Origin of the sequence: Pseudomonas farris (assembly GCF_019145235.1) — a bacterium.
GTDB lineage: Bacteria > Pseudomonadota > Gammaproteobacteria > Pseudomonadales > Pseudomonadaceae > Aquipseudomonas > Aquipseudomonas farris.
In genome coordinates this window covers 415,320-441,756 of sequence record NZ_JAHSTV010000002.1, presented here as the reverse complement: position 1 = coordinate 441,756, position 26,437 = coordinate 415,320, and the positions used below count along the sequence as shown (strand labels likewise).

Annotated in this window: 20 protein-coding genes; 16 read left to right on the top strand and 4 right to left on the bottom strand. The window is 59.0% G+C overall.

Features of this window, described 5'->3' with window-relative positions; translation table 11 throughout:
• Positions 1 to 23 precede the first annotated feature (23 nt).
• Positions 24 to 2,369, bottom strand: a complete 2,346-nt coding sequence (pvdQ, locus tag KVG95_RS05235; protein WP_217854782.1) for a bifunctional acylase PvdQ — start codon at positions 2,367 to 2,369, stop codon at positions 24 to 26.
• Between the two features lie 225 nt (positions 2,370 to 2,594).
• On the opposite strand from pvdQ, the gene KVG95_RS05230 reads away from it, so the two are divergent.
• The gene (locus KVG95_RS05230; RefSeq protein WP_052963409.1) at positions 2,595 to 2,996 is read left to right on the top strand and encodes a fe2+ zn2+ uptake regulation protein; all 402 of its coding nucleotides are present in this window, start codon (positions 2,595 to 2,597) and stop codon (positions 2,994 to 2,996) included.
• Here the strand turns inward: KVG95_RS05230 and KVG95_RS05225 are convergent.
• Positions 2,986 to 3,174 carry a hypothetical protein gene (locus KVG95_RS05225; protein WP_007901365.1) on the bottom strand — a complete coding sequence of 63 codons (189 nt, stop codon included), beginning with the start codon at positions 3,172 to 3,174 and terminating at the stop codon, positions 2,986 to 2,988. The genes KVG95_RS05230 and KVG95_RS05225 overlap by 11 nt on opposite strands.
• Before the next feature lie 602 nt (positions 3,175 to 3,776).
• Here KVG95_RS05225 and KVG95_RS05220 point away from each other — a divergent pair.
• The 5 genes from KVG95_RS05220 to KVG95_RS05200 are packed head-to-tail and all read left to right on the top strand — an operon-like array spanning position 3,777 to position 10,871.
• Complete coding sequence (locus KVG95_RS05220) at positions 3,777 to 5,018, top strand: MFS transporter (RefSeq protein ID WP_217854781.1); 1,242 nt, start codon at positions 3,777 to 3,779, stop codon at positions 5,016 to 5,018.
• Positions 5,019 to 5,039: 21 nt separating this feature from the next.
• Complete coding sequence (locus tag KVG95_RS05215; protein WP_217854780.1) at positions 5,040 to 6,170, top strand: LuxE/PaaK family acyltransferase; 1,131 nt, start codon at positions 5,040 to 5,042, stop codon at positions 6,168 to 6,170.
• Between the two features lies 1 nt (position 6,171).
• The gene (locus KVG95_RS05210) at positions 6,172 to 8,574 is read left to right on the top strand and encodes an aldehyde dehydrogenase family protein (protein WP_217854779.1); all 2,403 of its coding nucleotides are present in this window, start codon (positions 6,172 to 6,174) and stop codon (positions 8,572 to 8,574) included.
• A gap of 36 nt (positions 8,575 to 8,610) precedes the next feature.
• On the top strand, positions 8,611 to 9,924 hold the full coding sequence (locus KVG95_RS05205; RefSeq protein WP_225922907.1) for a phenylacetate--CoA ligase family protein: 1,314 nt from the start codon (positions 8,611 to 8,613) through the stop codon (positions 9,922 to 9,924).
• Positions 9,924 to 10,871, top strand: coding sequence for a GNAT family N-acetyltransferase (locus KVG95_RS05200; RefSeq protein WP_217854777.1), 948 nt, complete (start codon positions 9,924 to 9,926; stop codon positions 10,869 to 10,871). The genes KVG95_RS05205 and KVG95_RS05200 overlap by 1 nt, the downstream gene beginning before the upstream one ends.
• Here KVG95_RS05200 and KVG95_RS05195 read toward each other — a convergent pair.
• Positions 10,847 to 11,773, bottom strand: a complete 927-nt coding sequence (locus tag KVG95_RS05195) for a LysR family transcriptional regulator (RefSeq protein WP_217854776.1) — start codon at positions 11,771 to 11,773, stop codon at positions 10,847 to 10,849. The genes KVG95_RS05200 and KVG95_RS05195 overlap by 25 nt on opposite strands.
• A gap of 118 nt (positions 11,774 to 11,891) precedes the next feature.
• Between KVG95_RS05195 and KVG95_RS05190 the strand changes: the two genes are divergently transcribed.
• A complete protein-coding gene (locus KVG95_RS05190) occupies positions 11,892 to 12,887 on the top strand; it encodes an aldo/keto reductase (protein ID WP_217854775.1) in 996 nt (331 codons plus the stop codon).
• 49 nt (positions 12,888 to 12,936) lie between these two features.
• On the opposite strand, the gene KVG95_RS05185 is transcribed toward KVG95_RS05190, so the two are convergent.
• Positions 12,937 to 13,467: a hypothetical protein gene (locus KVG95_RS05185; RefSeq protein ID WP_217854774.1), complete on the bottom strand. Its 531-nt coding sequence runs from the start codon at positions 13,465 to 13,467 to the stop codon at positions 12,937 to 12,939.
• A 582-nt stretch (positions 13,468 to 14,049) separates the two neighbouring features.
• On the opposite strand from KVG95_RS05185, the gene KVG95_RS05180 reads away from it, so the two are divergent.
• The 9 genes from KVG95_RS05180 (at position 14,050) to KVG95_RS05140 (ending at position 26,397) form a co-directional block, all read left to right on the top strand.
• The gene (locus KVG95_RS05180; protein ID WP_217854773.1) at positions 14,050 to 14,496 is read left to right on the top strand and encodes a DUF411 domain-containing protein; all 447 of its coding nucleotides are present in this window, start codon (positions 14,050 to 14,052) and stop codon (positions 14,494 to 14,496) included.
• Complete coding sequence (locus KVG95_RS05175; RefSeq protein WP_217854772.1) at positions 14,496 to 14,930, top strand: YqaA family protein; 435 nt, start codon at positions 14,496 to 14,498, stop codon at positions 14,928 to 14,930. The genes KVG95_RS05180 and KVG95_RS05175 overlap by 1 nt, the downstream gene beginning before the upstream one ends.
• A gap of 227 nt (positions 14,931 to 15,157) precedes the next feature.
• Positions 15,158 to 16,201, top strand: a complete 1,044-nt coding sequence (locus KVG95_RS05170) for an alpha/beta fold hydrolase (RefSeq protein ID WP_217854771.1) — start codon at positions 15,158 to 15,160, stop codon at positions 16,199 to 16,201.
• A gap of 13 nt (positions 16,202 to 16,214) precedes the next feature.
• On the top strand, positions 16,215 to 17,168 hold the full coding sequence (locus KVG95_RS05165; RefSeq protein ID WP_217854770.1) for a D-2-hydroxyacid dehydrogenase family protein: 954 nt from the start codon (positions 16,215 to 16,217) through the stop codon (positions 17,166 to 17,168).
• 599 nt (positions 17,169 to 17,767) lie between these two features.
• Positions 17,768 to 19,354 carry a glycogen synthase GlgA gene (gene glgA, locus KVG95_RS05160; protein ID WP_217854769.1) on the top strand — a complete coding sequence of 529 codons (1,587 nt, stop codon included), beginning with the start codon at positions 17,768 to 17,770 and terminating at the stop codon, positions 19,352 to 19,354.
• Positions 19,355 to 19,367: 13 nt separating this feature from the next.
• The gene (treZ, locus tag KVG95_RS05155) at positions 19,368 to 21,164 is read left to right on the top strand and encodes a malto-oligosyltrehalose trehalohydrolase (RefSeq protein WP_217854768.1); all 1,797 of its coding nucleotides are present in this window, start codon (positions 19,368 to 19,370) and stop codon (positions 21,162 to 21,164) included.
• The gene (malQ, locus tag KVG95_RS05150; RefSeq protein ID WP_217854767.1) at positions 21,161 to 23,239 is read left to right on the top strand and encodes a 4-alpha-glucanotransferase; all 2,079 of its coding nucleotides are present in this window, start codon (positions 21,161 to 21,163) and stop codon (positions 23,237 to 23,239) included. Before treZ ends, malQ begins: the two co-directional genes overlap by 4 nt.
• On the top strand, positions 23,236 to 26,034 hold the full coding sequence (locus KVG95_RS05145; RefSeq protein ID WP_217854766.1) for a malto-oligosyltrehalose synthase: 2,799 nt from the start codon (positions 23,236 to 23,238) through the stop codon (positions 26,032 to 26,034). The genes malQ and KVG95_RS05145 overlap by 4 nt, the downstream gene beginning before the upstream one ends.
• 21 nt (positions 26,035 to 26,055) lie before the next feature.
• Positions 26,056 to 26,397 (top strand): DUF2934 domain-containing protein, encoded by a 342-nt coding sequence (locus KVG95_RS05140; RefSeq protein ID WP_217854765.1) that lies wholly within the window; start codon positions 26,056 to 26,058, stop codon positions 26,395 to 26,397.
• The last annotated feature ends 40 nt before the right edge of the window (positions 26,398 to 26,437 follow it).

Below are 26,437 nucleotides of genomic sequence, written 5' to 3'. Positions count from 1 at the left end.
TTTTGACTCAAACGCTATCGCGATTACTGCGCGGCGATCTTCCCTGCTTTTTCATCCTGCTCGCGAATCGTCTGAGCCTGGTACTGCGGATCGGACGTGATCTGCTGCTCGGTGAACGGCAGCACACTCAACTGTTTCTTCGAAAAGGCCAGTGTCTGATCCCGGGAGTACTTCGACGCCGGGTCACTGGACAACGAGAATGCCAATAAGCCCTGAGCCTGTGGCCCCTTGTCATCGAAAGTCACCACCTGTAAATAGCTGGTGCCACTGACGACTTCGCGCTTGCCGTCGGTTCTCGGCACGCTCTGGATCGCGTTATACACACCCAGCGTGCCCGGCCCGCCGTGGATCGGCGTTTGCTGCCCGCCGCTGCTGACCACCTGGATATCGCCCCAGCGGCTATCGGCTTTCAGGCCAAGGGTTTTTACCTGTTCAACCGAAGCCAGCATCGCCGCCCGAATCGCTTTGGCGACATCTGGCTGTTCAATTGCCAGGCCACGTGGTGTGTGTTGCGGATCCTTCGGATCGAACTTCACACGCCAGATGCCAGGGATTTGCTGTAACGGCACCATGACATTCTGAAAATGCACAAAGCCCAGTCCACTGTCCAGATTCACCCGGCGATCCCAGGCCTTGAGGCTGGCACACAGCGGCGTAAGCGTTGGCGCATCGGCGCCGAGATCCGCGGCACAGAATTGCAGCAGATCCGGCATCACTTGGGCCGCCTGATACACCTGATCGTCCATCACCATGTGTTGCAGATCGGCCGCAGCGACAAGGCCGGCCTTGCTCAAGGTGCCCAGACGCTCCAGTGCAAAACGCGAACGCAGCCCCAACGGCTGATTGTCCTGACTGATCAACGGCGAGAAACCGGTAAGCGGTTGTGCCGGGTTGGCCATCCAGGCCGAGTCATTGGAATGTTGCACAAAGTCTTTGCGCAATAGTTGCGGCAACTTGTCTGCCGCATAAATACCTTTTTGCGCAGCGTGCGGGTCGATGTCCCAGGCACAGGCGCTGTTGGAACCGTCGAGCAGGATCATCTGTAATCCGGCCCGCGGATCGCTGCACTTGGCCAGCTTGTCGGCATTGACGTTCGGCACCACCGACAGGTTCATGTAAAGCGTCTGCCCCTGATCGTCCACCGCCAGGGTATTGACCCACGGGATCCCCTGAATCTTGTGCACCGATGCCTGCAAATCCTTGAGGCTGACGGCACGGTTCATCGCATACCACTGCTGCAAGACCCGGTCGTTCTCCAGGTTGGCATCGCGCAGGCTGTAGGCGAACTGGTTGTTCCAGTCCAGCTTGCCGGGCCATTGCACAATCGGGCCAAATTGCGAGCTGTAGACCACATGGGAGATCTGCCGGGTCTGGCCATCGGCTTGCTTCACGTTCACTGCCAGCGTCTGCTTTTTCATCGGCAAGGACTGACCATCCAGCAGGTAACGGGTCGGATTCTTGGGATCGAGTTGCAGGCGATACAGTGTGAAGTGCTTGGACGAATCCACCGTGTGGGTCCATGCCAGGTGCTGGTTGAAACCAATATTGATCATGGGCAAGCCGGGCAATGCGGCGCCCATCACATCCAGTTTGCCGGGAATGGTCAGGTGCATCTGATAGAAACGCATCCCACCGCCCCACGGAAAGTGCGGATTGGCCAGCAGCATCCCGCGACCGTTGAACGAACGCTCGCTGCCGACCGCCACGGCATTGCTGCCGCGATCCAGAGCGAAGCGTTGCATGCGCGAAGCCGCCAGTTGGAACGACACCGGTTCGCCCGCCACATGGGCAACGGTTTTCGGCGGGGTAGCGCCGGCCAATGCTTCGGCAAACTGCCCTACGCCGCCTTCGACCAATAGACGCCGGGTCAACTTGACCAGGTCCTGCGCGGTAATCGCGCGCACCCATTCACCCTGGCATTGCTGCGGCAAACCCTGCGCTCGACGCTCTGTCAGCGAACGGTTGTAACCCGCCACGTAACCATCGATGAGCTCGCGGACTTCCGGTGTTTGCGCCTGCCAGAAAGCGGCGACGGCCTGGGGGGTGTTCAGCCAGTTGAAAAACACATCGCTGGCCAGGTTCCCGCGCTCTTCGACGGTAAACTGGTCCGGGCCGAAATACCGTGAGCGCTCGCCATTGACTGTGACGATCTCATTGGCCAGCAAGCACAGATTGTCCTGAGCGTAGGCATAGCCAATGCCATAGCCGAGCCCGCGCTCGTTGTCGGCACGAATATGCGGCACGCCGAAACTGGTTCGACGAATCTCGGCCGTCGCCTGCTCTGGCTGGCTGCGCGCATTTGCTGCAAGACTCAGCCCCAGAAACACACCCGCAAGGCTCAACCTGGTTAACTGCCTGGAAATAATCACGCTCGCTCCTGATCGAAAAGACGTATGACACGCAATGCGCCTCCCCTTAAAACGAAGCAAACAGCAAAAATTTAGGACGTCCCCACGCCCAGCTCACGGGCCGCTGACGTAACCGCGACAAATTTTCTACATGTGCGTCTTCATTATTTGCCTGGCTCGTTCGTCATATTGATTGAGAGCACCCATCACATTTTTCCGGATCAGGCTCTGAAAAGGAGTTTTTGCATGTACAACCCGCAACTGCCAACGGACGGTAGCCATGCGCCAAAGACCAGCACCCTGGGCTCAGGCGTTTTCAATCAACAAGCCGAACGCCACGGCAACGAACGGATCAGGTTTCTGCTCAAGAGTTTTGGCCTGCGTACCAGCCTGATTCGTCTGAAAGTCATCGACGCCTTGCTGACCGCCGCCGAAAGCGACCGCAGCCTGGGAGTGCGTGGCGTGCACAGCCACTTGCTGGACCTGGACATTCCCCTGTCCTTTCTCAGTGTCCGTGAAGTGTTGAAACGCTTGTGCGGTGAAGGCGTGATCACTCTCAATCCGGACAAAAGCTACAGCCTGCATCCACAGGCCGCGGCTGTCCTTTACAGCGAGCAATCCGGCCAGGGGGCGTCACTCAAGGCTTGACCTTGCGACGCATTACGCCATTGATCACCACCACCAGCACCGCCACGCCAATAGCGATGTACTGGAACAGCTGCTCTGTGATGATCCCTGCATTTTGCAGCCAGGAAAGGCCGAACATGATCCCCAGTACCACCAGGGAGATCAGAATCGAGTATTTCAAACGTTGCGACTGAGTCATTGCGGGTTCCTGAACCAAAAAAATGTATCCGGTTTGTATCCGATAGCATACCAAGCCCCTACCGTACTGCGGGAATGAGGGGCTGCAAACGGGGTCTCATGTTACAGCCGATGAAGAGTTTTGACTTCATTGCGGCGATAACCATGAGGATTTTGAAATGTTCCGTCGAATCACGCAGCTGATTCCCCTGCTCGCGCTCCTGACCCTGAGTGGCTGCATCGTTTTCCCCCACGGCGGCTGGCATGGCGGCCACCACTATGACCGAGGCGGACCTGGTTATTATCAACATCGATAATTCAACTGACTGACGCAAACAACGACTATTCAGCCGTTCACTTGTAAGAAAACAATCATTCTTTGCTCCACTGAAGAAAATGCCCGCTCTCTAGCGGGCATTTTTCGTACATGACTATTCTCATCAATCTGTCAGTTTAATCCACCGTAATTATCGCTTTCCAACTTCCTCCCACACATCGAAATATAGCGAAAACCATTGAAGCTTTAAGTCTCAATCGTGTGTTTGAGCTGTTCGCTATCGATGTCTATTCTCGATACATCACAAACAAATCAGCCCCTCAAGCCACGAGTAAAACAGGGATGCCATGCTCAAGCCTTTAATCAATATCAGCCCCCATTGTTTGTTTGGTTTTTGCCTTGCAATCACTCTTTTCGAACTGCTGACTTATATGGGCAGCGACATGATCATGCCCGCCATGTTGACTGTAACCCGTCAACTGGATGCCAGTCCGAGCCACGTTCCTTATGCCTTCAACCTTTACTTGATTGGCGGCATTCTTCTGCAATGGCTTATCGGCCCGCTGTCTGATCACTTCGGTCGCCGCAGGCTGTTACTCATCGGTTGTGCGGGGTTCGCTCTAGCCTGTGCCACAGCGTTCTACGTACAAAACATCCTCGCCTTCAACGGCTTGCGTCTGATTCAGGGCATGGGATTGGGATTTGTCATCGCCGTCAGTTATCCAGCCCTGCAAGAAGTCTTCTGCGAAGCCGATGCGGTAAAAATCATGGCGTTGCTGGGCAACGTTGCGCTGCTCTCCCCGCTGCTCGGTCCATTGCTCGGCAGTCTGGCGCTGGAATGGCTCTCCTGGCGGGAGCTGTTTTTACTGTTGGGTGTCGGCGGGGCGATGGTCTGGCTGGGACTTTACTGGTTCATGCCGGAAACCGTGGGCACCTTGCGCCAGGACGGGCAACGACTGGCCGCGGTGCCTTTTGAGTGGGGTGGCACGGTGCGCCGCTACGCGGCATTGCTCGGCAACCCGCCATTCCTGAGCGCCACCATCGCCTTGGGCCTGATGAGTCTGCCGTTGATTGCCTGGATCGGACTCGCGCCACTCTTGCTGGTCCAGAGCCAGGGACTTTCTACCCTGCACTATGGCCTGTGGCAAATCCCGGTATTTGCGGCAGTCATTCTCGGTAACCTGATACTCAACCGACTGATTGCCAACACAGAACTGACCCAACTGATTCGATACGCGCTCTGGCCATTTTGCGGCGGGCTCGTTGCATTGATCACCCTCTCTTTCATCGGTGCTTCAACGGTTTTGCTGGTCAGTTGTCTGTCGGTTTATGCCATCGGCCTTGGCATGAGCAATGCCGCACTGTACCGGCTTGCACTGTTTTCCAGCGACGACAGCAAAGGCTTGGTGTCGGCCATGGTTGGCATGATTTCCATCGCCGTAATGGGTGTTGGCGGCTCGATTATCGCGGCCTTGGGTGCCGGTGACAGGCTTGAAGCCTTTGCCCTGATGGCCGGTCTCGCGGGGCTCCTGTGCCTGCTGCCCTTGCGACTGTTTTTGCGGCGCTCCCACATCGCGCTTACTGTCTGACACCAAACCATAGGTCTTTTGATGATCCATCTCCCCCACACCGATGCGCTTTGCGCGTTGAGGCAACCCTATTGCCCTGATTCCGTGCCGGAAGGCCTGTTCGACCGGGCCATGGGTGAAGTCAGCCTGTTTCATTGTCACCATACGCCTGGCTACGAACGCTGGCTGAACGCCAATGATCTTGATGCCCATGCCCTGGAGACACTGGATGACTGGTCCAGGCTGCCGCCGATTTTCGCCAATTACTTCAAACGTCATTTGGTCTTCAGCCCCACAGGCGAAGGCGCGCTGGAGCTGACCTCCTCCGGTACCGGCGGCCAGAAGAGTCGCATGCGGTACGACCAGCGCAGTATGGCCGCGGCACAAGGCATGGTGAGCCATATTTTCCGGCACTACGGCTGGGATACCCCGGACAGTCCCTGCAATTACCTGCTCCTGAGCTATGAGCCCGAGGCGGCTATCACCTTGGGCACGGCCTATACCGATCAATTTCTTTGCAGCTATGCCCCCGTCAACCGTGTTGTTTACGGCTTGCGCCTCACCGGCAAAGGTCACAAGTTCGATCTTTTTGGGGTAATTCGAGCCTTGCAGGAGTTTGCCGAGGAAGGACTGCCCGTTCGCATCCTGGGTTTTCCGGCGTTCCTTTCGCACGCACTGCAGCACATGGAAGACACCTGCGAGGCCGAGTTGCAGTTGCCTGCCCAGTCATTGGTGTTTCTGGGAGGCGGCTGGAAAACCCAGGCAGCACAGGAGATCCCGCTCCATCAGTTGTATGCCCGAATCAACCGGCAATTGGGCATCGACCTGTCCCGATGCCGGGACGGCTACGGTGCCGTAGAGCATGCCGTGCCCTATATCCAGTGTGCCCACCATCATTTTCATGTACCGATTTATTCGAAGGTTTTCGTGCGCAACCCATCCAATTTCACTGTCCAGCCCTACGGCCGGCGCGGCTTGCTGGAATTCGTCTCTCCCTACATTTCATCCAGCCCCGCCCATGCCGTGGTCATGGGCGATCTAGCGATATTGCACCCCGGCGCCAGTTGCGGATGCGGCCTGGCGACCGATTGGTTCGAGCTGCATGGACGTGCCGGCACCAGCGCCAGTCGCAGCTGTGCCATGGCCGCTTCAGAACTGATCGGAGGCGCTTGATATGTACCTGATTAATGGCCAATTGCGTGACGACATCACTCCTGAAAGCGCACTCGACCTCCTTCAAAAACAATTGCCCCGCCTGCTGGCTGCGCCGATCGATAGCGACACCGTCATCGAGTCCGCCGCTCGCTTTGCCACGCAGTTGCAAGCCCGTAGTCTGGATCTGCCCCTCGACGACGATCAATACCAGGGACTGATCGATTTTTGCCAGCAGAGCAACCTGAGCACCAAGCTTGATCGGGAACTGGGCCTGCAACCGCGTTCGCTGCGGCGTATCGACTATCGGCAGTCGTGCTTCGAAAGCTGGCATCCGTTGGGGCTGGTGGTACATATCACTCCGGGCAACGCGCCGATGCTGGCGTTTTGCGCGGTACTCGAAAGCCTGTTGGCCGGCAACATCAACTGGCTTCGCCCCAGCTCCAGCGATCAGGGTTTGACCGCGCAGTTGCTCGCCGCCCTTGTGAGCTGCGACATCAGCGGCAGACTGGCCGAATTCGTAGCGGTGCTGCCGGTGAACACTTCTCGCATTGCGCAACTCTGCGCCAAGGCCGATGGAGTATCCGCCTGGGGCGGCGAAACAGCACTCAAAGCAATCCGTCAGCAGATCCCGGCCGGCTGTCGCTGGATCGATTGGGGACACAAGGTCAGCTTCGCCTATCTGTCACCTGAAGCAGCGAATTCTTCGGCGCTCGATGCGTTGGCAGATGAAGTCTGTCGACTGGATCAACAGGCCTGCTCCAGCCCTCAATGGGTGTTGGTGGACAGCGACGATCCAGTTGTTGTGCAGGAGTTGGGTAACCGACTGGCCGAAGCCCTCAACCGTCGCGCCCCACAATGGCCGGCGTTAGTGCCGACAGATCAGGAAGCGTCGGAAATCACTACCCGCACCGCCATGGCGCAGCTGGATCAGAGCTTCAAGAACCAGACCGGCCAAGTGTGGACCGGCCCTGGATGGCGTGTCATTTGGGAACACGATCAGACGCTCGGGCCGTCGCCGCTGTTTCGTACGATTGTGCTAAAGCCAGTGCCGCGGCACCTGATCGCCGAGACGTTGTTGCCCTGGCGAACCGTACTGCAAAGTTGCGCGCTGATGTGCCTCTCGGGAGAAACACCCGAGCTCGTTCGAACATTGATCAATGCCGGCGTCACTCGTATTGCACCTTGCAGGTCGATTCATGATGGCTACTGCGGTGAACCCCACGATGGCGTCTATGCGCTGTCACGTCTGAGTCGCCGCCTCTCGGTGACTCTGCCTCCGGATGCCTCGACTGGCCGTGCAACGCTCGACTCGCTTCCACCCGCCCCCGACACCGCCCATGGCCCGATCATGGACAAAGACACGTTCATGACCCAGCCAATCGGCTCCGCAGCGCAGTTGTACTTCCGCTCTGGCGGCAGCAGCGGGATCCCGGCCCTGGCCGGTTTCAGCTATCGCGACTTTCAACGACAGATGCGCGCGGCGGCTGATGGCTTGTTCTGCGTTGGGCTCGATCCCTCACAGGACCGGGTAATGAACCTGTTCTACGGCGGCAACCTGTACGGCGGATTTTTCAGTTTCTCGAACATTCTTGAACAGATGGATGTTGTGCATTTGCCCATGGGGGCTCCCCAGGACGACGACTTCAGCGAAATCGCCCGACTGATCGTGGAGCAGCGAGTCACCGTGCTGATCGGCATGCCCAGTACGCTGCATCGCCTGTTTCTAAAGGAGCAGGCCCGACTTCGCGCCTATGCCGGCATCGGCAAAGTGTTCCTGGGTGGCGAACATCCGGCAGAGGCCAGTCAGCGCCTGATGGAACGCTGTGGAGTGTCGACGATTCGCTCTGCCATCTATGGCTCCGTCGATGCAGGTCCCCTGGGGCATGCCTGCCCGGCAACCGCGAACGGCATATTTCACTTGATGAGCGAAACCCAGCATCTGGAAATCGTTCAGCTCGAACAGGATGAGCCGGTGCAGACCAATGAGATCGGCCGTCTGCTATTTACGTCCCGCTCCCGACAAGGTCAGCGCGTGCACCGATATGACATCGGCGATACCGGTCGCTGGATACCCGGTGCCTGCCCTTGCGGACTGGAGACACCGCGATTCGAACTGCTACAGCGGCACGGCAAGCTGGTACGGATTGGCACGGAATTCATTTCACCGTCGGCGCTGGAATGCAGCGTAGGCGTACCCATTCAAATTGTTCTGGACCACACCGCCAGCGGAGTCGAACGCATGCAAGTTCGAGCAGATGCGGATGCCAACCGGGTACGCCAAAAACTGCTGACCCATGAAGCAGTGGCAAATGCGGTGAGTGCCGCACTTTTAATAGTGGAAGTTTCCCTGTGCGCCGAACAAGCCTTCACCCGAAACAAACACAGTGGCAAAACACCGTTAATTATCGATCAAAGAAAATAAAAGCAGACACCTCATTGATGCTGCTTCCTGACAAAAATGCCTGATAAGAAAGAGAACCCTGTGAATCCAACTTATTCGCTTGAACAACTAGTACCTTACATAAGACGGCACTCAAATTTTTACAGCAAACACCTGAAACATTTGCCCTCGAAGGGTATTACTTTAAAAGACCTACCGTTAACCGATGTATCCGACTATTGGGCGGGCAGCAACGATTTGAGTCATTGGCCGGTCCTGACCGGAAACGTCGACGATGCGCTGGTGTTTAAAACCGGAGGTTCGACGAGTCAGGGCAAACTTGCCGTTTACTCCTGCGAGGAATGGAAAACACTGGTCGGTACATTCGGAAACAGTCTCTCTGCTCAACTGAACAATAGCGACCGCGTCGCCAATCTGTTCTTTTCAGGAGATCTTTATGCCAGCTTTCTGTTTATCCACGATTCCCTGGCCCATGTCGGGCCATCCATCTGTGAGTTTCCGTTTACCGGAGACGTCGAGCTGGACGTACTGGCGGATGCCATCGCACGGCATCGGATCAACGTTCTGGCCGGAGTGCCAGCACAGTTACTGCGATTCGCGGCCTACCTGGCACAGCATCGGCGTGTGTTGTGCGGGGTCGAGACGCTGCTGTATGGCGGCGAAAGCCTGTTTGCCCCGCAGTTGGCGATCCTCGGCGAAGTGTTCCCCAGCGCCCGTATTGCCTCCATTGGCTATGCCAGCGTAGACGCCGGACTCATAGGCGCCAGCGATCGCGACTGTGCATTGGGCGAGCATCGAGTATTCGAACCGCAAACTTTGCTGGAAATCGTCGATGAATACACCGGTGAAGTGATTGAAGAATGCGATCGCACCGGGCTGTTGGTACTGACCAACCTGACACGCCGGCTCATGCCGCTGCTGCGTTACCCGGTAGGCGACCGTGCTTGTTGGCGTGAACCGGCTGCAACCCCGATGCGTAAATTCGCCCTCAAGGGGCGCAGCGCCCACAGTCAACGAATACGAGTAGGTGTGCTGTCGCTGTTCACCGAAGAAATACACGAGATCGTTCAACGCGCAGCACACAGCGAGCAATGGCAATTGCTGATCGAACAGGTCGGACACAAGGATCTGTTGAGCCTGAAGTGGGTGCCTGAACCTCAGTTACAAAGCGTCGAGCCGGCGCGCCGCGCATTGCGTGAAGCGCTACTTGCCCATTACCCCGCCATCGACGACCTGAGCCGTGAGGGTCTGCTGGAGTTGCAGGTGCTGGCCTGCGCAACCACAGACCTGAAGCTTCACCCTCGTTCAGGCAAACAACTGCGGGTGCTGGATTTGCGGGTGTATGACGCTCCCCCGCTGGAGCCCGTGTGATGAACCGGTTGATTTTTCGACCCTGCCGCCCTTCCGACGCACATGCCGTGAGCCGGTTGTTTCGAGAGGTCTACGGCGATCATTACGTTCAGCCGGATGTCTATCTGCCGAACATGATCAGTCAGCACAACACCGAGGGGCGCTGGCAATCAATGCTCGCAGTGGACGACGCGCGCGTTGTCGGGCACGCCGCGTTGTGCCGCGATATCCCGTCGAATACCGCGGAACTGGCCCTCAGCGTGGTACATCCCGCCGCGCAAGGGCAGAACATCGCGACCCGTCTGGGCCAGGAATTACTGACGCAATCAGACGCTCTGGGGCTCAAGAGCGTCTCGATCAAGCAAGTGACCCACCATCCCTATACTCAACGCATGGCAGAAAGAATCGGCTTCTACAGCACTGGACTGCTTCCCGACTACGTTCCTTCGCCATTCGCTGAACCACTTCCGGAGACCATCGTGATGGGCTATCACATGATCGACGGATACGCGCGCCCGCTTCCCGATATCCCTTGGCCCGCAAGCTGCAGGGCGTTTATGCAACACCTGTGCTCGGTGTTTGGAACCCACCAGGACAAGGCGTCACGGCCCGCGATCCCCTTACAGATCAAGCAACATCAGCATCGGTTCGACATTGTCATTCAGCGCTTGAACAAACACTTGCATGAGCAGCTCTGGCAACTGCCCAGGCACTGGCTGATTTCGGCCAGACTCGAATTGTCCCGGCACTTCGCCCGGAATTTGCGCAGTTTTTCGGCTCTGGGCTTCACCTTCACAGGCCTGATGCCCATGCCAGGTGACCATGGCTGGTTCGCACTGTTTCATCGGGGCGTCCAGTCTAGATCCCTCAACCTGCACTGCGCGCACATGCAACAGTTGCACGACGAGTTACAGCAAAACGCCAACGCCCTATGGGTAACCGCTCAGCCGCGTGAGTCTTTTTTGTAAAAACCATTAGTCGGCTGCGCACAGAGTTCCACCATCCAGTCGACGAACACCCGCACTCGTCGGGACAATTGGCGATGAGGAGGATAGAGCGCCGTCAGCGGCATACCCGGTGGCGGCACGTCCCTCAGGACCTCGATCAAACGCCCCTCCTTCAGTTGGCGGGCAACGTGATAATACGGGGTCTGGACCAAGCCATATCCCGCCTCGCACGCCGCCAGATAGCCATCGGCGCTATTGACCGAAACGTGCTTGGGCAGGTCGATCAACCGCAGCTGATCATCGAGTACAAATTCCAGTCCAAAGCGTTTGCCGGTGTCATTGGAAAAGTACTCCACCATCTGGTGCCCCTGCAGATCCTCCAGACACAGCGGAGTCCCGCAACGCTGCAAGTATTCCGGGCTCGCACAGGTGACTTGGTCCATCACGCACAACGGCCGTGCCACCAGTGAGTCGTCCAGAGTCGAGCCACCGCGCAACACGCAATCGATACCTTCGCGAATCAAATCCACCGGCCGGTCATTCAAACCGATTTCCAGTTCGATCAATGGATACCGGGCAGTGAACTGCGGCAATGCCGGGATCACGATCAAACGCCCCACTCCCGCCGGCATATCCACTCGCAGCAGACCTTTGGGGTTTTGGCGAGCTGCGGAAAACACGGCTTCGGTTTCCTCCAGATCCGCCAGCAACCGCACGCAACGCGGGTAATAGGCAGCGCCATCGAGTGTCAGGCTGATCTGCCGGGTGGTGCGTTGCAGCAGTTGCACGCCCAGATGTGCTTCAAGTTGCTTGATCAGAGTGGTCACCGAAGCCCGGGGCAAATGCAGGCTGTCCGCCGCTTTGGCGAAGCCGCCCAATTCGACAATTCGGGTGAACACGCGCATGGCGTTGAAACGGTCCATTGCTTTGGTTTACCGGCTGATTATTTAGAAATTACGAATAGTCATAGCAGTTTTAGCCGGTTTATCTCGTTTCTGTCGAGGTCAACAATAGGATTTCAATTCACAAGGGAGCTGATTCATGCAAACACGACAATTGGGTAAAAACGGTCCGCAAGTTAGCGCGATCGGTCTGGGCTGCATGGGCATGACCGATTTCTACACCACGGGCGTGGACACTCGCGAAGCCACGGCCACTTTGCACCGGGCGCTGGAACTGGGGATCAATTTGCTGGACACGGCAGACATGTACGGTCCACATACCAATGAAGAGTTGATCGGCAGGGCCATTGTCGGCAAGCGCGACCAAGTGTTTCTGGCCAGCAAGTTCGGCATTGTCCGCGACCCATCCAACCCCGGCGCACGGGGCGTTAACGGGCGACCGGAATACATTCGCGACGCTATCGACGGCACCCTCAAACGCCTTGGCGTGGAAACCCTGGATTTGTATTACCAGCACCGCATCGATCCGCAGGTGGCCATCGAGGAAACCGTCGGCGCCATGGCAGAACTGGTGAAGGCCGGCAAGGTACGTTACCTGGGATTGAGTGAAGCCTCGGTTGCCACGCTGGAGCGAGCGAACAAGGTTCATCCGATCAGCGCACTGCAAAGTGAATACTCGCTATGGAGCCGCGATCAGGAGGAGAACAGTTGCCTGGCCGCGTGCCAGCGCCTGGGCGTTGCCTTTGTGCCTTACAGTCCGTTGGGCCGGGGGTTTTTGACCGGTGCTCTGAAAAGTCCGGATGATTTCGCCGCCGACGATTACCGTCGCTTCAGTCCACGTTTTCAAGGAGAAAACTTCGCAAAAAACCTGTTGCTGGTGCAGCAGGTGCAGGCCCTGGCCGCAGACAAGGGTGTGACGGCGGGTCAACTGGCGTTGGCGTGGGTCTTGGCCCAAGGGGATTACCTGATCCCGATTCCAGGCACCAAACAGCGTAAATACCTGGAAGAAAATGTGGCTGCGCTGGACGTGAAGTTGAGCCATGAAGAATTGCAGGCCCTGGAAGCGATATTCCCGGCCAATGCCACGGCAGGCCTGCGTTATCCGGAAGAAGTCATGAAGTTGCTTGACCGATAACAGGTGCCCGGCCCGTTCGATAGTTCGAGCGGGCCAGCGCTGCCAAAGATCACGCCTTGGCGTTAACACCCTTGTCATTAGGTACCGTCGTACCGTTGCCCTTGCCATAGGCTTGCAAGTTCTGCAGTACGTAGATCGCCGTCTTGTATTCCGGGATCAGGCCAACGGCGTACTTGTCACCCTTGATGCTGTTGTTCTGAATGGTGTCCAGTTGCGTGGCGAAATACTCCAGCGCATTGAACTTCGCATCCGGGTCTTTCTGTACGCCAAACCGGTCAAATTTGTCACCGGCATTAAGCAAGGTCATCGAAGTAATATCGGAAATCAGGCCTTTGCCTCTCAAGAAGGCACTGAGATTGCCCAGTTGCCTGGCGGAGACATTTTCCGGATCGAAACCCTTGATGTTCCTGTGCAGTTTCTGCTCATCCATTTTCGCCGTGTTCAGCGCATTGGGATTGCTTCCCACCAGCGCCAGCATCTGCTTGACCCTGGCGCTGTGGGTGACAGGCTTGCCGCTGCCGGTATCCCTGACCAACAAACCTGCCTTGCTTGTCCAGGCACCTGTATAGCCGATTGTCATGACCGGGCTCCCGACTGTGTGACGGGATGCCGATCATCCAAAACACACAGACGTCCTTGTGAGGCGACCATAAAAGTTCCTTGTTTAACCGAGTTAAGTGCGGGCGAGTATCGATGCGCGCTCTAACGTCACCAACAAATATTTCCGTTTTTTACAATTCTTGTACATTTACGATACATACCCAAAAAAACGCTTTGTTTTATGGGTCTACACGAACTTTTCGATATGGGTGCAGATAACTAATCAAGCCTTTATGTACGCCTTGGTTAGTTTGTTTGTATCGGTGGTGCCGGGCAAACTAACTTACTGGCGCTAAAAGTTCGTTGATTGCAACAAGCTGGCATGCCCCCTGTGGCGAGGGAGCTTGCTCCCGTTGGGGCGCGCAGCGGCCCCGAGTCTGCCATTGGGGAGCCAGATCAAATACGAACGTCTGTTTTGCGACTGCTTCGCAGCCGAGCGGGAGCAAGCTCCCTCGCCACAATGATTACCAACGCTGTATTACTTCGAAACAATCCCCTGTCTCTTTGTTGGGTAAACGGGTCAAAATGCATCTTTTTGGCCACAACCCGAGACGAGATCCCCATGCGAACCCACCTGCGTCTGGCCGCCCTGAGCGCCCTCTTCATCTCTTCCCTGGCCCAGGCCGCCGACCTGATCCCTATCGAAGTTCACCGCGACGCCAACTGCGGCTGCTGCAAAAAATGGGTCAGCCATCTGGAAGCCAACGGTTTCAAAGTTGAAGACCACGTCGAAGCCGACATGAGCCAATTCAAGCAACAACACGGCGTGCCACCTCGCCTCGCGTCCTGCCACACTGCCCTGATCAATGGCAAATTCGTCGAAGGCCACGTGCCGGCCGATCAAGTGCTGGCCTTGAGTAAGCGTGACGACCTGTTGGGTGTTGCCGCGCCTGGCATGCCCATGGGCTCGCCCGGGATGGAAATGGACGGCAAGAGCGATGCCTACCAAGTGATCGGCCTGAAACAGGACGGCACTGACGTGGTGGTGGCGGACTACCCCGCCCATTGATGTTCGGCGCATACATCGGGCTGTTTCTCGCGGCGTTCGGTGCCGCGACGCTGCTGCCACTGCAATCCGAAGCGGTGCTGGTGGGGCTGTTGCTCAGCAACCAGTATTGGCTCTGGTCGCTGCTGGCGGTCGCAACGCTGGGCAATGTGCTGGGCTCGCTGCTGAACTGGTGGCTGGGGCGCGGCATCGAGCGGTTTCACGACCGGCGCTGGTTTCCGGTCAGCCCTCGCCATCTCGAGCGAGCCCAAAAGCACTATCAGCGTTACGGCCATTGGTCGTTGCTACTAAGCTGGGTGCCGATCATCGGCGATCCACTGACGCTGGTGGCTGGCGTCATGCGCGAGCCGTTGGGGCGTTTCCTGATGATCGTGACGCTCGCCAAGGGCGCCCGCTACGGTGTGTTGGCCCTGGCTACGCTAGGGTGGATGGGTTGAACGATCATGCAGGGCCATTGCCCAATGCCCGTCAGTTAAGGTGCGAAACCTGTGGGAGCGGGCTTGCTCGCGAAGGGGGAGTCGACATTAATGTTGCCTGGCACACCGCCTTCGCGAGCAAGCCCGCTCCCACATGGATTGCGCTCGGCATTACGGCCGTGACCTATGTTTAATATCACCCTGATCATGCCGATCCAGTATCGGCAGATTTCCTGTGGAGCTCCCCCATGTCGCGCATTTTCTCCCGCTGGTTACCGGGTCTGCTGCTGACGGCGGCACTACCGGTTCTCGCCCAAACCCAGGACCAGAACCAGGCCGAAACACCGGAATACGGTCCGGAACTTCAGGGCTTCGAGTATCCCTACACGGTCAAGCACTTCGCCTTTGAGTCCCAGGGCAAATCCCTGCAGATGGGTTACATGGACATTGCCGCCCAAGGCAAGGTTAACGGCCGCAGCGTGGTGCTGATGCACGGCAAAAATTTCTGCGGCGCGACCTGGGACAGCTCGATCAAGGCGCTAAGCGAGGCCGGTTACCGGGTCATCGCCCCGGACCAGATCGGCTTCTGCACCTCCAGCAAGCCGGAGCACTATCAATACAGTTTCCAGCAACTGGCGACCAACACCCAGCTACTGCTCAAGGCCTTGGGCATCCAGACCGCCGCCCTGCTCGGTCACTCTACCGGCGGCATGCTCGCCACCCGCTATGCGTTGCAATACCCCGATCAAGTCGAACAACTGGCGCTGGTCAATCCCATCGGCCTGGAAGACTGGAAAGCCCTCGGCGTGCCGTATCGCACGGTTGATCAATGGTACGAACGCGAGCTGAACGTTACGGCGCAAGGTATCCACGACTACCAACGCAGCACCTATTACGATGGCCGCTGGAAGCCGGAGTTTGATCGTTGGGTGAACATGTACGCAGGCCTGGCCAAAGGGCCGGGCAAAACAGCGGTGGCGTGGAACTCGGCGCTGATCTACGACATGATCTTCACCCAACCGGTGTACTACGAGTTCAAGGACCTGAAAGTGCCGACCCTGCTGCTGATCGGCACCTCCGATACCACGGCCATCAACAAGGACATCGCACCACCGGAGGTCAAGGCGAAAATCGGTCATTACGACGTACTCGGCAAGCAAGTGGCGAAACTGATTCCACAGTCGACGCTGATTGAATTCCCGGGCCTTGGCCACGCGCCGCAAATGGAGGAACCGGCCAAATTCCATCAGGCGTTGCTCGACTGGCTGAACAAAACCAATCCCGTTCGTTGATGAGGTAAGGCTGATGGCGGTGCAGATTGCGGTGATCGATGACTGGCAGGACGTGGCTCGCGACGTGGTGGACTGGTCGGTGCTGGACAGCATCGGCCAGGTGAGTTTTATCCATGACTACCCGGCCGACAACGAAACCCTGGCCGAGCGGCTCGGCGCATTCGAGGTGATCTGCGTGATGCGCGAGCGCACCCGGTTCGACGAAGACCTGCTGCGCCGCTTGCCCGCACTCAAACTGCTGGTCACCGGCGGCATGCGCAACGCCGCCCTGGACCTGAAAGCCACCGCTGCACTGGGCATTCAGGTGTGCGGCACCGACAGCTACAAACATGCCGCCCCCGAACTGACCTGGGCGCTGATCATGGCCGCGACCCGCAACCTGGTGGCCGAAGCCAACGCTTTACGCGCAGGCTTTTGGCAACAAGGGTTGGGCGGCGATCTGCAGGGCAAGACTCTGGCGATCCTTGGTCTGGGCAGCATCGGTCAACGGGTCGCCCGGTTCGGGCAGGTGTTCGGCATGCGGGTCATCGCGTGGGGCGAAAACCTGACCGCCGAACGGGCTGCCGAGGTCGACGTCACCTATGTCAGCAAACAGGAACTGTTCGAGCAGGCCGATGTGTTGTCGGTCCATCTGGTGCTCAGCGAGCGCAGCCGAGGGCTGGTGGATGCACAGGCACTGGACTGGATGAAACCCACGGCATGGCTGATCAACACTGCCCGCGGGCCGATTGTCGATGAGCCGGCGTTGATCAAGGCACTTCAGAAAAAACGCCTGGCGGGTGCTGCGCTGGATGTATTCGAGCACGAGCCGTTGCCCCGCCACCATCCTTTCAGAACGCTGGACAATGTACTGGCCACGCCTCATGTCGGGTATGTCAGCCGGCAGAACTACCAATTGTTCTTTTCGCAAATGATCGAGGACATACAGGCTTGGGCGGCTGGGGAGCCGGTTCGGCTGCTGGGCTGAGACCGCGTTATCGTTCATCGCGAGCAGGCTCGCTCCCACATTTGGCTTTGCTTCGTCACGCATCCTGTGTACACCCGAGATCCAATGTGGGAGCGAGCCTGCTCGCGATGAGGCCCTAAAACTCACCATACCTCCCCAAATTCTGCGCACCACAATGGCGCACATAACCTCCCATCACGCCCGATTATCGTGACTTCCTGGTCCCGATTTGACCCGCACCAGAAAATAAACCTGCTCTTCGTCGGTGCGTCTCCCCGCAAAGCTCTATGCCTGTACCCTCTTTTGACCGATTGTCGAACAATTTCACCCATTGGCCGCCCCCGCTCTAAGTTCTGGCCTAGACTGATTTTCGCGGAGTAAAACCGGCTGGTCATTCGGTGAAAATAATCGAAACTTTTGGTACTGGCCTCGTGTCAGGTTAAAGGTAGGGCCACAGCGACTGGTGCATTCCTTGCAACAGCCACTTCACCCATTCTGCTTCAGCGCATGGGCAGCACTTGCTCACCGATGCGTAGCGCGTTTGCGCCCGGCCACAGGATTTGGCCACGAACACCGTTTGTGCCAGACCTAGAATTAGATCAACAACACGGGAGATTCATATGATCAGTGCGGCTTTAGATATCCAGGGAGAACGTGCTCATCAGCAAGTCGGGGAAACGAGCACCGTCGGTGTCCTCAATGCCAAATCGGTCAAAGCGCCGACCCCCAAGACGCTGGCACCGGTAGCCAGTCAGAATCCCAACAAGAAGAGAGTCCTGTTCGTCACCTCGGAGATTGCCGACCTGGTAAAGACCGGAGGTCTTGGCGACGTTTCCGCCGCACTGCCCCGGGCCATGGCGCATCTGCACGATGTGCGTGTGCTGATCCCCGGTTATCCGCAAGTGATGAACAGCGAAAACCCGATTCATATCATTGGGGAACTGGGCGGGCACGCAGCATTGCCGCCCTGCAAGATCGGGCGCATGGACATGCCCGACGGCCTGGTCATTTACGTGTTGATCTGCCCTGAATTGTACGAGCGCGAGGGTTCACCCTACGGCGCCAACAACGGCCGCGACTGGCCGGATAACCATATTCGCTTCGCCCGGCTAGGCCTCGCAGCGGCCGATATCGCCGCCAACCTCGCCCAAATTCACTGGTGCCCGGATCTGGTGCACGCTCACGACTGGCCGGCTGGCCTGGCCCCCGCCTATATGCACTGGCGCGGTCAACGCACCCCGACCCTGTTCACCATTCACAACCTGGCATACCAGGGCGTCACCAGCCTCGGCTCGTGCCCGGAACTCGGTATCCCCATGCATGCCTTGCAACAGGAAGGCATGGAGTTCTACGGCAAGATGTCGTTCCTCAAGGCCGGCATGGCCTACTCGAGCCACATCACCACCGTCAGCGCCACCTATGCCCAGGAAATCACCACGCCTGCCTTCGGCTGCGGCCTCGACGGTTTTCTCGCCGCCAAGACCCAGCAAGGTTTGCTCAGCGGAATTCCCAATGGCATTGATGAGAGCTGGGACGCAGCCACCGATCCGCACCTGTTCCACCCGTTCGGCATCGGCGATTGGGACGGTAAAGCCGTGAATGCCGCGCACGTTCGCAGGCTGTTTGACCTCGAAGATTCTGAAGGTCCACTGTTCGCCGTGGTCTCGCGGCTGGTCTACCAGAAAGGCCTGGACCTGACCGAAGCAGTGGCCGAATACATTGTCGACAACGGCGGGCAAATCGCGATCATCGGCCGTGGCGAACCGGAAGAAGAACAAGCCATGCGTGAATTGGCATTGCGCTTCCCCGGGCAAGTCGGCGTGCACATCGGGTTCAATGAAACCGACGCCCGACGGATGTTCGCCGGCAGCGATTTCCTGCTGATGCCTTCGCGTTACGAACCCTGCGGCCTGAGCCAGATGTACGCCCAGCGCTTCGGTTCATTGCCGGTGGCGCGCAATACCGGTGGCTTGGCCGACACCATTGAAAACGGCGTGACCGGTTTCCTCTTCGACGAATCCACGGTGGAGAGTTATCGCGAAGCCCTGAGCCGCGCGTTCAAGGTGTTCGCCTTCCCGGGTCTGCTCAACGCGATGCGTTGCCGGGCCATGGCGGCGCCTTTCAACTGGTGCCAGGCAGTCGAACCCTACGCCGAACTCTACGAAAAACTGGTGACTAAAGCGCTGGGAAAATCGGGCAAACAGTAAGAGGCTTTCAACGATGCCGTTACGGACCCTTGAGACCTGGCCCCACGGCGCAATCATGCTGGACGCAGAACACACGCGTTTTGCCTTGTGGGCGCCAGATGCGTTTTTCGTCAGTCTCGAACTGGAAGATGGACAATCCCTGCCGCTGCTGCCTCAGGCCGATGGCTGGTTTGTGATCAACACCCGCTGCCCCGCGGGTACCCGCTACCGCTACAACATCGATGGCGAACTGGAGGTGCCGGACCCGGCCTCCCGCGCTCAGGCGGGCGATATCGACAGTCCCAGCGTGGTGGTCGATCCCCTCGCCTATCAATGGCAACACAGCGCCTGGCAGGGTCGGCCCTGGAATGAGGCGGTTATCTACGAATTGCACGTTGGTGCACTCGGTGGTTTCAGCCAGGTTGAGCAGCATTTGGAACACCTGGTCGAGCTGGGTATTACCGCTATCGAACTGATGCCGCTGGCGCAGTTCCCCGGCGAGCGTAACTGGGGCTATGACGGGGTTTTGCTTTACGCGCCTCAAGCCTCCTACGGCTCGCCCGAACAACTCAAACACCTGATCGACACGGCCCACGGCCATGGTTTGGCGGTGATTCTCGACGTGGTCTACAACCACTTCGGTCCCGACGGCAATTACCTGCACCGCTACGCAAAGAGCTTTTTCCGCGAAGACCAACACACGCCGTGGGGCGCGGCGATCGACTTCCGGCGGCGCGAGGTGCGCGACTTCTTTATCGACAACGCGCTGATGTGGTTGCTGGAGTACCGCTTCGACGGCCTGCGCCTGGACGCGGTGCATGCCATCGAAGACCCGGACTTTCTTCAAGAGCTGGCGCAACGGGTGCGGCGGCAAACCGATCCGGCGCGACACGTGTGGCTCATGGCGGAAAACGAGCACAACCAGGCCAGCCTGCTGGAGCAAGGTTTCGACGCGCAGTGGAACGACGACGGCCATAACGCCCTGCACGTTCTGCTCACGGGTGAAACCGATGCCTATTACGCCGATTATGCCGAGCAGCCCACCGAACAACTCGCCCGCTGCCTGAGCCAGGGCTTCGTGTTTCAAGGCCATATCACCCGTCTCGGTACGGCGCGCGGTGAGCCGAGCGGTCACTTGCCGCCCACGGCCTTCGTGCTTTTTCTGCAGAACCACGACCAGATCGGCAATCGCGCCTTTGGCGAGCGCCTGCATCAACTGACCCATCCTGATGCCCTCTACGCCGCCACCGCGTTGTTGCTGTTGTCGCCGATGATCCCGCTGATGTTCATGGGCGACGAATTTGCCGCCGAGCAACCGTTCCTGTTCTTCACCAGCCACCACGGTGAATTGGCGGAACTGGTGCGCGAAGGACGACGCAATGAGTTCGCGGCGTTCAGCGCCTTTGCTGACCCGCACAAACGCGAGCAGATTCCCGACCCGAACGCGACGCAAACCTTCGAAGCGTCACGGCCGACACTGACCACTAGCCGCCAATCGCCGATTTACGCTCTGTATCGCCAACTGCTGCAGATCCGCCACCGACACATCATCCCGCACCTGCCCGGCGCCCAGGCGCTGGGGGCGCAGGTACTGGCCGAGGGCGCGGTGACGGCGCGCTGGCGGCTGGGCGATGGCAGTCAGTTGCGCATTGACCTGAACCTCAGCGATGCACCCGTGGTCCACACCCCACAGGCCGACGCGACATTGCTGTTCGAACACCCGCCACAATCGGCCGGTCTGTTGAATCAGGGCATGCTTGCCCCGTATTGCGCGCTAGTCAGCCTCACGGCCGCAGCCCCTTTGCTACCCCCGGATGGAGAGCGCCCATGAGCAATGCGCAACTGGAAATACTGGCCAGCCGAGCAGGCTTGGCCGTCGACTGGATCGACGCCAATGGTCGCCCACAGAAAGTGACTCCGGCGGTGTTGCGCTCGGTGCTCAGCGGACTTGGCCATCCCGCCAACACTGCCCAGGAGATCGACGCCAGCCTGCTGCAATTGCAGGAAGTGCAACAAACCCGGCACCTGCCACCGCTATTGACCTGCGACGTGGGTGTTGGCCTTGATTTGGCCCACTACTTCGAACCGCAAACCCCGTGTGAAATCCATCTCGAAGACGGCTCACGGATTAACTTGAATCTCGATGACAACGCTGTGTTGCCCGGCCTGGTGCCGGTGGGTTATCAGCACGTCAGCATCGACGATCAGTCCTTCACCCTGGCGGTGGCGCCCCAGCGCTGCTACAGCGTGGGCGACGCGGTTGACAGTCAAAACCCGCGCGCCTGGGGCCTGAGCGTGCAGTTGTACTCACTGCGCCGTCCCGGTGATGGCGGTTTCGGCGATACCCAAGCCCTCGAAGATCTGGCCCGGGTGGCCGGCGAACGAGGCGCCGAAGCGTTGGCGATCAGCCCGCTGCACGCGATGTTCAGCGGCGACACCCAACGTTACAGCCCTTACTCGCCGTCCAGCCGTTTGTTTCTCAATAGCCTGTACGCGGCGCCCGGTGCGATTCTCGGTGAGCGTGCCTTGCGCACCGCGATCGATGCCACCGGCCTTGCCACTGAGCTCAAGCACCTGGAAAAACTGCCGCTGATCGACTGGCCCACCGCCGCCGAAGCCAAGCACCGCTTGCTCGAAGCCTTGTACGAAGGGTTCACCCACGGCGAACACCCTTTGCACCCGGACTTCAGCAGTTTCCGCCATGCCGGTGGCGAAGCACTGGAAAATCATTGCCGCTTCGAAGCGATCCAGGAAGCCCGTGCGCGGTGCGGTGAAAGCCTCGATTGGCGCGAGTGGCCCGAGCAATGGCGTGATCCGCGCAGCACCGCCCTGGCGCATTTTGCCGAAGAAAACTCGTCCCGCATCGGTTACTACGCATTCTGCCAATGGCTGATTGCGCGCAGCCTGGAACGCGCCCAGGCCGCCGCCCGCGGTGCCGGCATGGGCATCGGCCTGATCGCGGATCTGGCCGTTGGCGCTGACGGCGGTGGCAGCCAGGCCTGGAGTCGTCAGGACGAATTGCTCGCCTCACTGACCGTGGGTGCGCCACCGGACATCCTCAACCGTTCCGGCCAGGGCTGGGGCATTTCCGCGTTCTCTCCCGAAGGTCTGGTGCGCAACGGCTTTCGCGCGTTTATCGAAATGCTGCGGGCCAACTTCGCCCATGCCGGCGGCCTGCGTATCGATCACGTCATGGGCCTGCAACGACTGTGGGTGATCCCCAACGACGCGCCGCCCAGCGACGGTGCCTACCTCTATTACCCGGTGGATGACCTGCTGCGCTTGCTGACCCTCGAATCCCATCGGCATCAGGCCATCGTCCTCGGCGAAGACCTCGGCACCGTGCCCGAGGGTCTGCGCGAGAAACTCATCGCGCGCTCGATTCTCGGCATGCGCGTGCTGCTGTTCGAACAGGACAATACTCACTTCAAGTCGATTCTCGACTGGCCGGACAACGCCTTGGCAACCACCAGCACCCATGACCTGCCGACGCTCAATGGCTGGTGGCATGGCCGCGATATCGATTGGAGCGCTCGCTTGAATCTGGTCGACGCCCCGGGTGAAATCGAATGGCGCCAACACCGTGAACGCGAGCGCGAAGGTTTGCGCCGGGTGCTGAGCGAGGACCCGCAGAATTTTCGCGAAGAGTCCCACGAAACCGATCAGGTGCTCGACGCCGCCGTCCGCTTCCTTGGTCATACCCGCGCGCCGCTGGTATTGCTGCCAATGGAAGATGCGCTGGGTATCGAACAGCAGGCCAACCTGCCCGGCACCACCGACACCCATCCCAACTGGTCGCGCAGGCTGCCCGGCGACAGCGAAGCCCTGCTCGATGATCCGGACGCCGCCCGGCGCCTGGAACTGCTCGCCTGTGCGCGACTTCAGGCGGCCGAGCGTGACCAATGAATCAACCGTTCAACCAACCTCTGCAGGCGACTCTGCGGCTGCAATTTCATAAAGGTTTCACTCTGGATCAGGCGGTGCCGCTGGTGCCGTACTTCGCCAGCCTGGGCATCAGCCACGTCTATGCCTCGCCACTGCTCGCCGCCCGCGCGGGGTCCATGCATGGCTACGACGTGGTGGATCCGACCACCGTCAACCCTGAACTGGGCGGCGAAGCGGCATTGCGCCGTTTGGTCGATGCGTTGCGCGAACAGAACATGGGGCTGATCCTCGATATCGTGTCCAATCACATGGCCGTTGGCGGTGGCGACAACCCTTGGTGGCTCGACTTGCTGGAATGGGGGCGCCTGAGCCCTTACGGCGAGTTCTTCGACATTCAATGGCACTCGCCCGACCCGTTGATGGAGGGCCAATTGCTGCTGCCGTTTTTGGGCAGTGATTACGGCATCGCCTTGCAGGACGGCACCCTGCCCTTGCGTTTCGATGCCCGGCGCGGCGCCTTTTATGTCGAGCACTACGAACATCACTTCCCGATTTGCCCCACGAACTACGGCGAACTGCTCAAAGCCGATGATCAATTGAATGCCGAGCAAGTCGAGCAGCTCAAATCCCTGGCAGACCGCTTCAGCACTTTGAGTTATCAGACCGACGCACACAGCTTGGCGATTCCGCTCAAAGCCGAGCTGCATGAACTCGCCAGCGATCTGGCCATTCTTCACGCCATCCAACACACCCTCGGCACCTACGACTCGCTCACCCCCGAGGGTTTCCAGCGCCTGCATAACCTGCTCGAGCGCCAGAGTTATCGCCTGGCCAGCTGGCGCACCGCGGCGGACGACATCAATTGGCGGCGCTTTTTCGATATCAATGAACTGGGCGGCCTGCGGGTCGAACGCCCGGCGGTGTTCGAGGCGACCCATGCAAAAATCTTCGAACTGGTGGCCGAAGGTCTTGTCGATGGGCTGCGCATCGATCACATCGATGGCCTCGCCGACCCGAGGGGTTACTGCCGCAAATTGCGCCGCCGAGTCGATCGCCTGGTCCCGGACCGACACCTGCCGATCTACATCGAGAAGATCCTCGGCGAAGGCGAAACCCTGCGCCGCGACTGGTCCATCGATGGCAGCACTGGTTACGAATTCATGAACCAGTTGTCGTTGCTGCAACACGACCCCGAAGGCGCCCAGACCTTGGATGAACTCTGGAGCCGGCACAGCGAACGGCCCGCCGATTTCCGTCAGGAAGCACAACTGGCGCGCCAGCAGATTCTCAATGGCTCCCTCGCCGGGGATTTCGAAAGCGTCGCCCACGCCCTGTTGCAAGTGGCCCGGGACGATCTGATGACCCGGGACCTGACCCTCGGCGCGATCCGTCGGGCCCTGCAGGAACTGATCGTGCACTTCCCGGTGTATCGCACTTACATCAGCCCGCTGGGCCGAAACTGCGCCCAGGACGAGGTGTTTTTCCAGCAGGCCATGGACGGTGCAAGGCAAACCCTTGGCGAAGCCGACTGGCCCGTGCTCGATTGCCTGTCCCGCTGGCTCGGCGGTCAACCCTGGCGTAAACACCCGGTGGGCCGCCCACGCAAACTGCTCAAGCATGCCTGCGTGCGCTTCCAGCAACTGACCTCACCGGCGGCGGCCAAGGCAGTGGAAGACACCGCGCTTTATCGCTCGGCGGTGCTGCTGTCGCGCAACGATGTCGGCTACAACACCGAGCAGTTCAGTGCGCCGGTTTCCGACTTCCATGCTGCCTGCGTCAATCGCCTCGCCGAATTCCCCGACAACCTGCTCGCCACCGCGACCCACGACCACAAACGCGGCGAAGACACCCGCGCGCGGTTGGCGGTGTTGAGCGAGCGCAGCGCCTGGTACGCCGAACAGGTCGAACACTGGCGAACCCTGGCCGCCGAATTGCGCACTGAACCCGGTGCACCCTCGGCGGGCGATGAGCTGATTCTCTATCAAGCGATCCTCGGCAGTTGGCCGCTGGAGTTGCGCAGCGATGATCGGGTGGCGCTCGATGACTACGCCAAACGCCTCTGGCAGTGGCAACAGAAAGCTCTGCGCGAAGCCAAGTTGCAAAGCAGCTGGAGCGCACCAAACGAGGGCTATGAACAGGCGACCCATGGGTTTCTCGAACGCTTGCTACTCAGCCCCGAAGGCCTGCCACTGCGCACGGCCATCGGTGCGGCGGCGCAGAGCATCGCCGCCCCGGGCGCGTTGAATGGCTTGGCGCAAACCTTGCTGCGAATGACCGTGCCGGGGATACCGGATCTCTATCAGGGCAACGAGTTCTGGGACTTCACGCTGGTCGATCCGGACAACCGCCGACCGGTGGATTACGTCAGTCGTCAGCAGGCCATGCACGTACGGTTGGACCTGCCCGATCTGTTGGTGAACTGGCGTGACGGGCGCATCAAGCAAAGCCTGATCGCCCAGACGTTACACCAGCGTGCCGAGCATGCCGGGCTGTTTCAAAAAGGGATTTATCAAGCCCTTGAAGTCCTCGGCAGCCAGGCTCACCGGGTACTGGCGTTTGCTCGCGAATGGCAGGGAAAACGGGCTATCGTGATAGTACCGATACGCTGTGCCGAACTGCTGAAAAACAGTACCGAACCAAAGATTGACGGGCCGCTCTGGGGCGATACACGGGTCAAATTGCCGTTCGCCGTCCCTGAAGAAAATATGAAGGGACTTTTTGCGAGCGTCATAGTCACAAAACACAGGGAGCTGATGGTCAGCGCCGCGCTGGGGGATTTCCCGGTCAATCTCTTTATCCAAACTACCCAAGCTTGAGTTCAGTTCAGGAGCATTGCGATGAGTACCGACGATAAACGCATCCGCGAATTTGCCTATCAAATCTGGGAATCCGAAGGAAAACCCGAAGGCCAGGAAGAGCGCCATTGGGAGATGGCCCGCAAACTGGCCGACGCTGAAGCCCAAGCCAAAGCGCTGGCACCTGGCAAGTCATCGAAAGCTGGCAGCAAAAGCCTCGGAGCCAAGTCCGCGGTCGGCAAGCCCGACGGCAAGCTCAATGCCAAAAGCGTCGAACCCAAAACCAAGGCCAAAGCCAAATCCTCTGCTTCGACAGTGACCCCGCTTGGCGAAAAAAACGTCGAGAAAAAGCCACGCGCTGCGCGCAAACCGCCAACGACCTGACGCGTTTATCGCCTTGCCTCGCTTGATTTGTGGCGTGTCT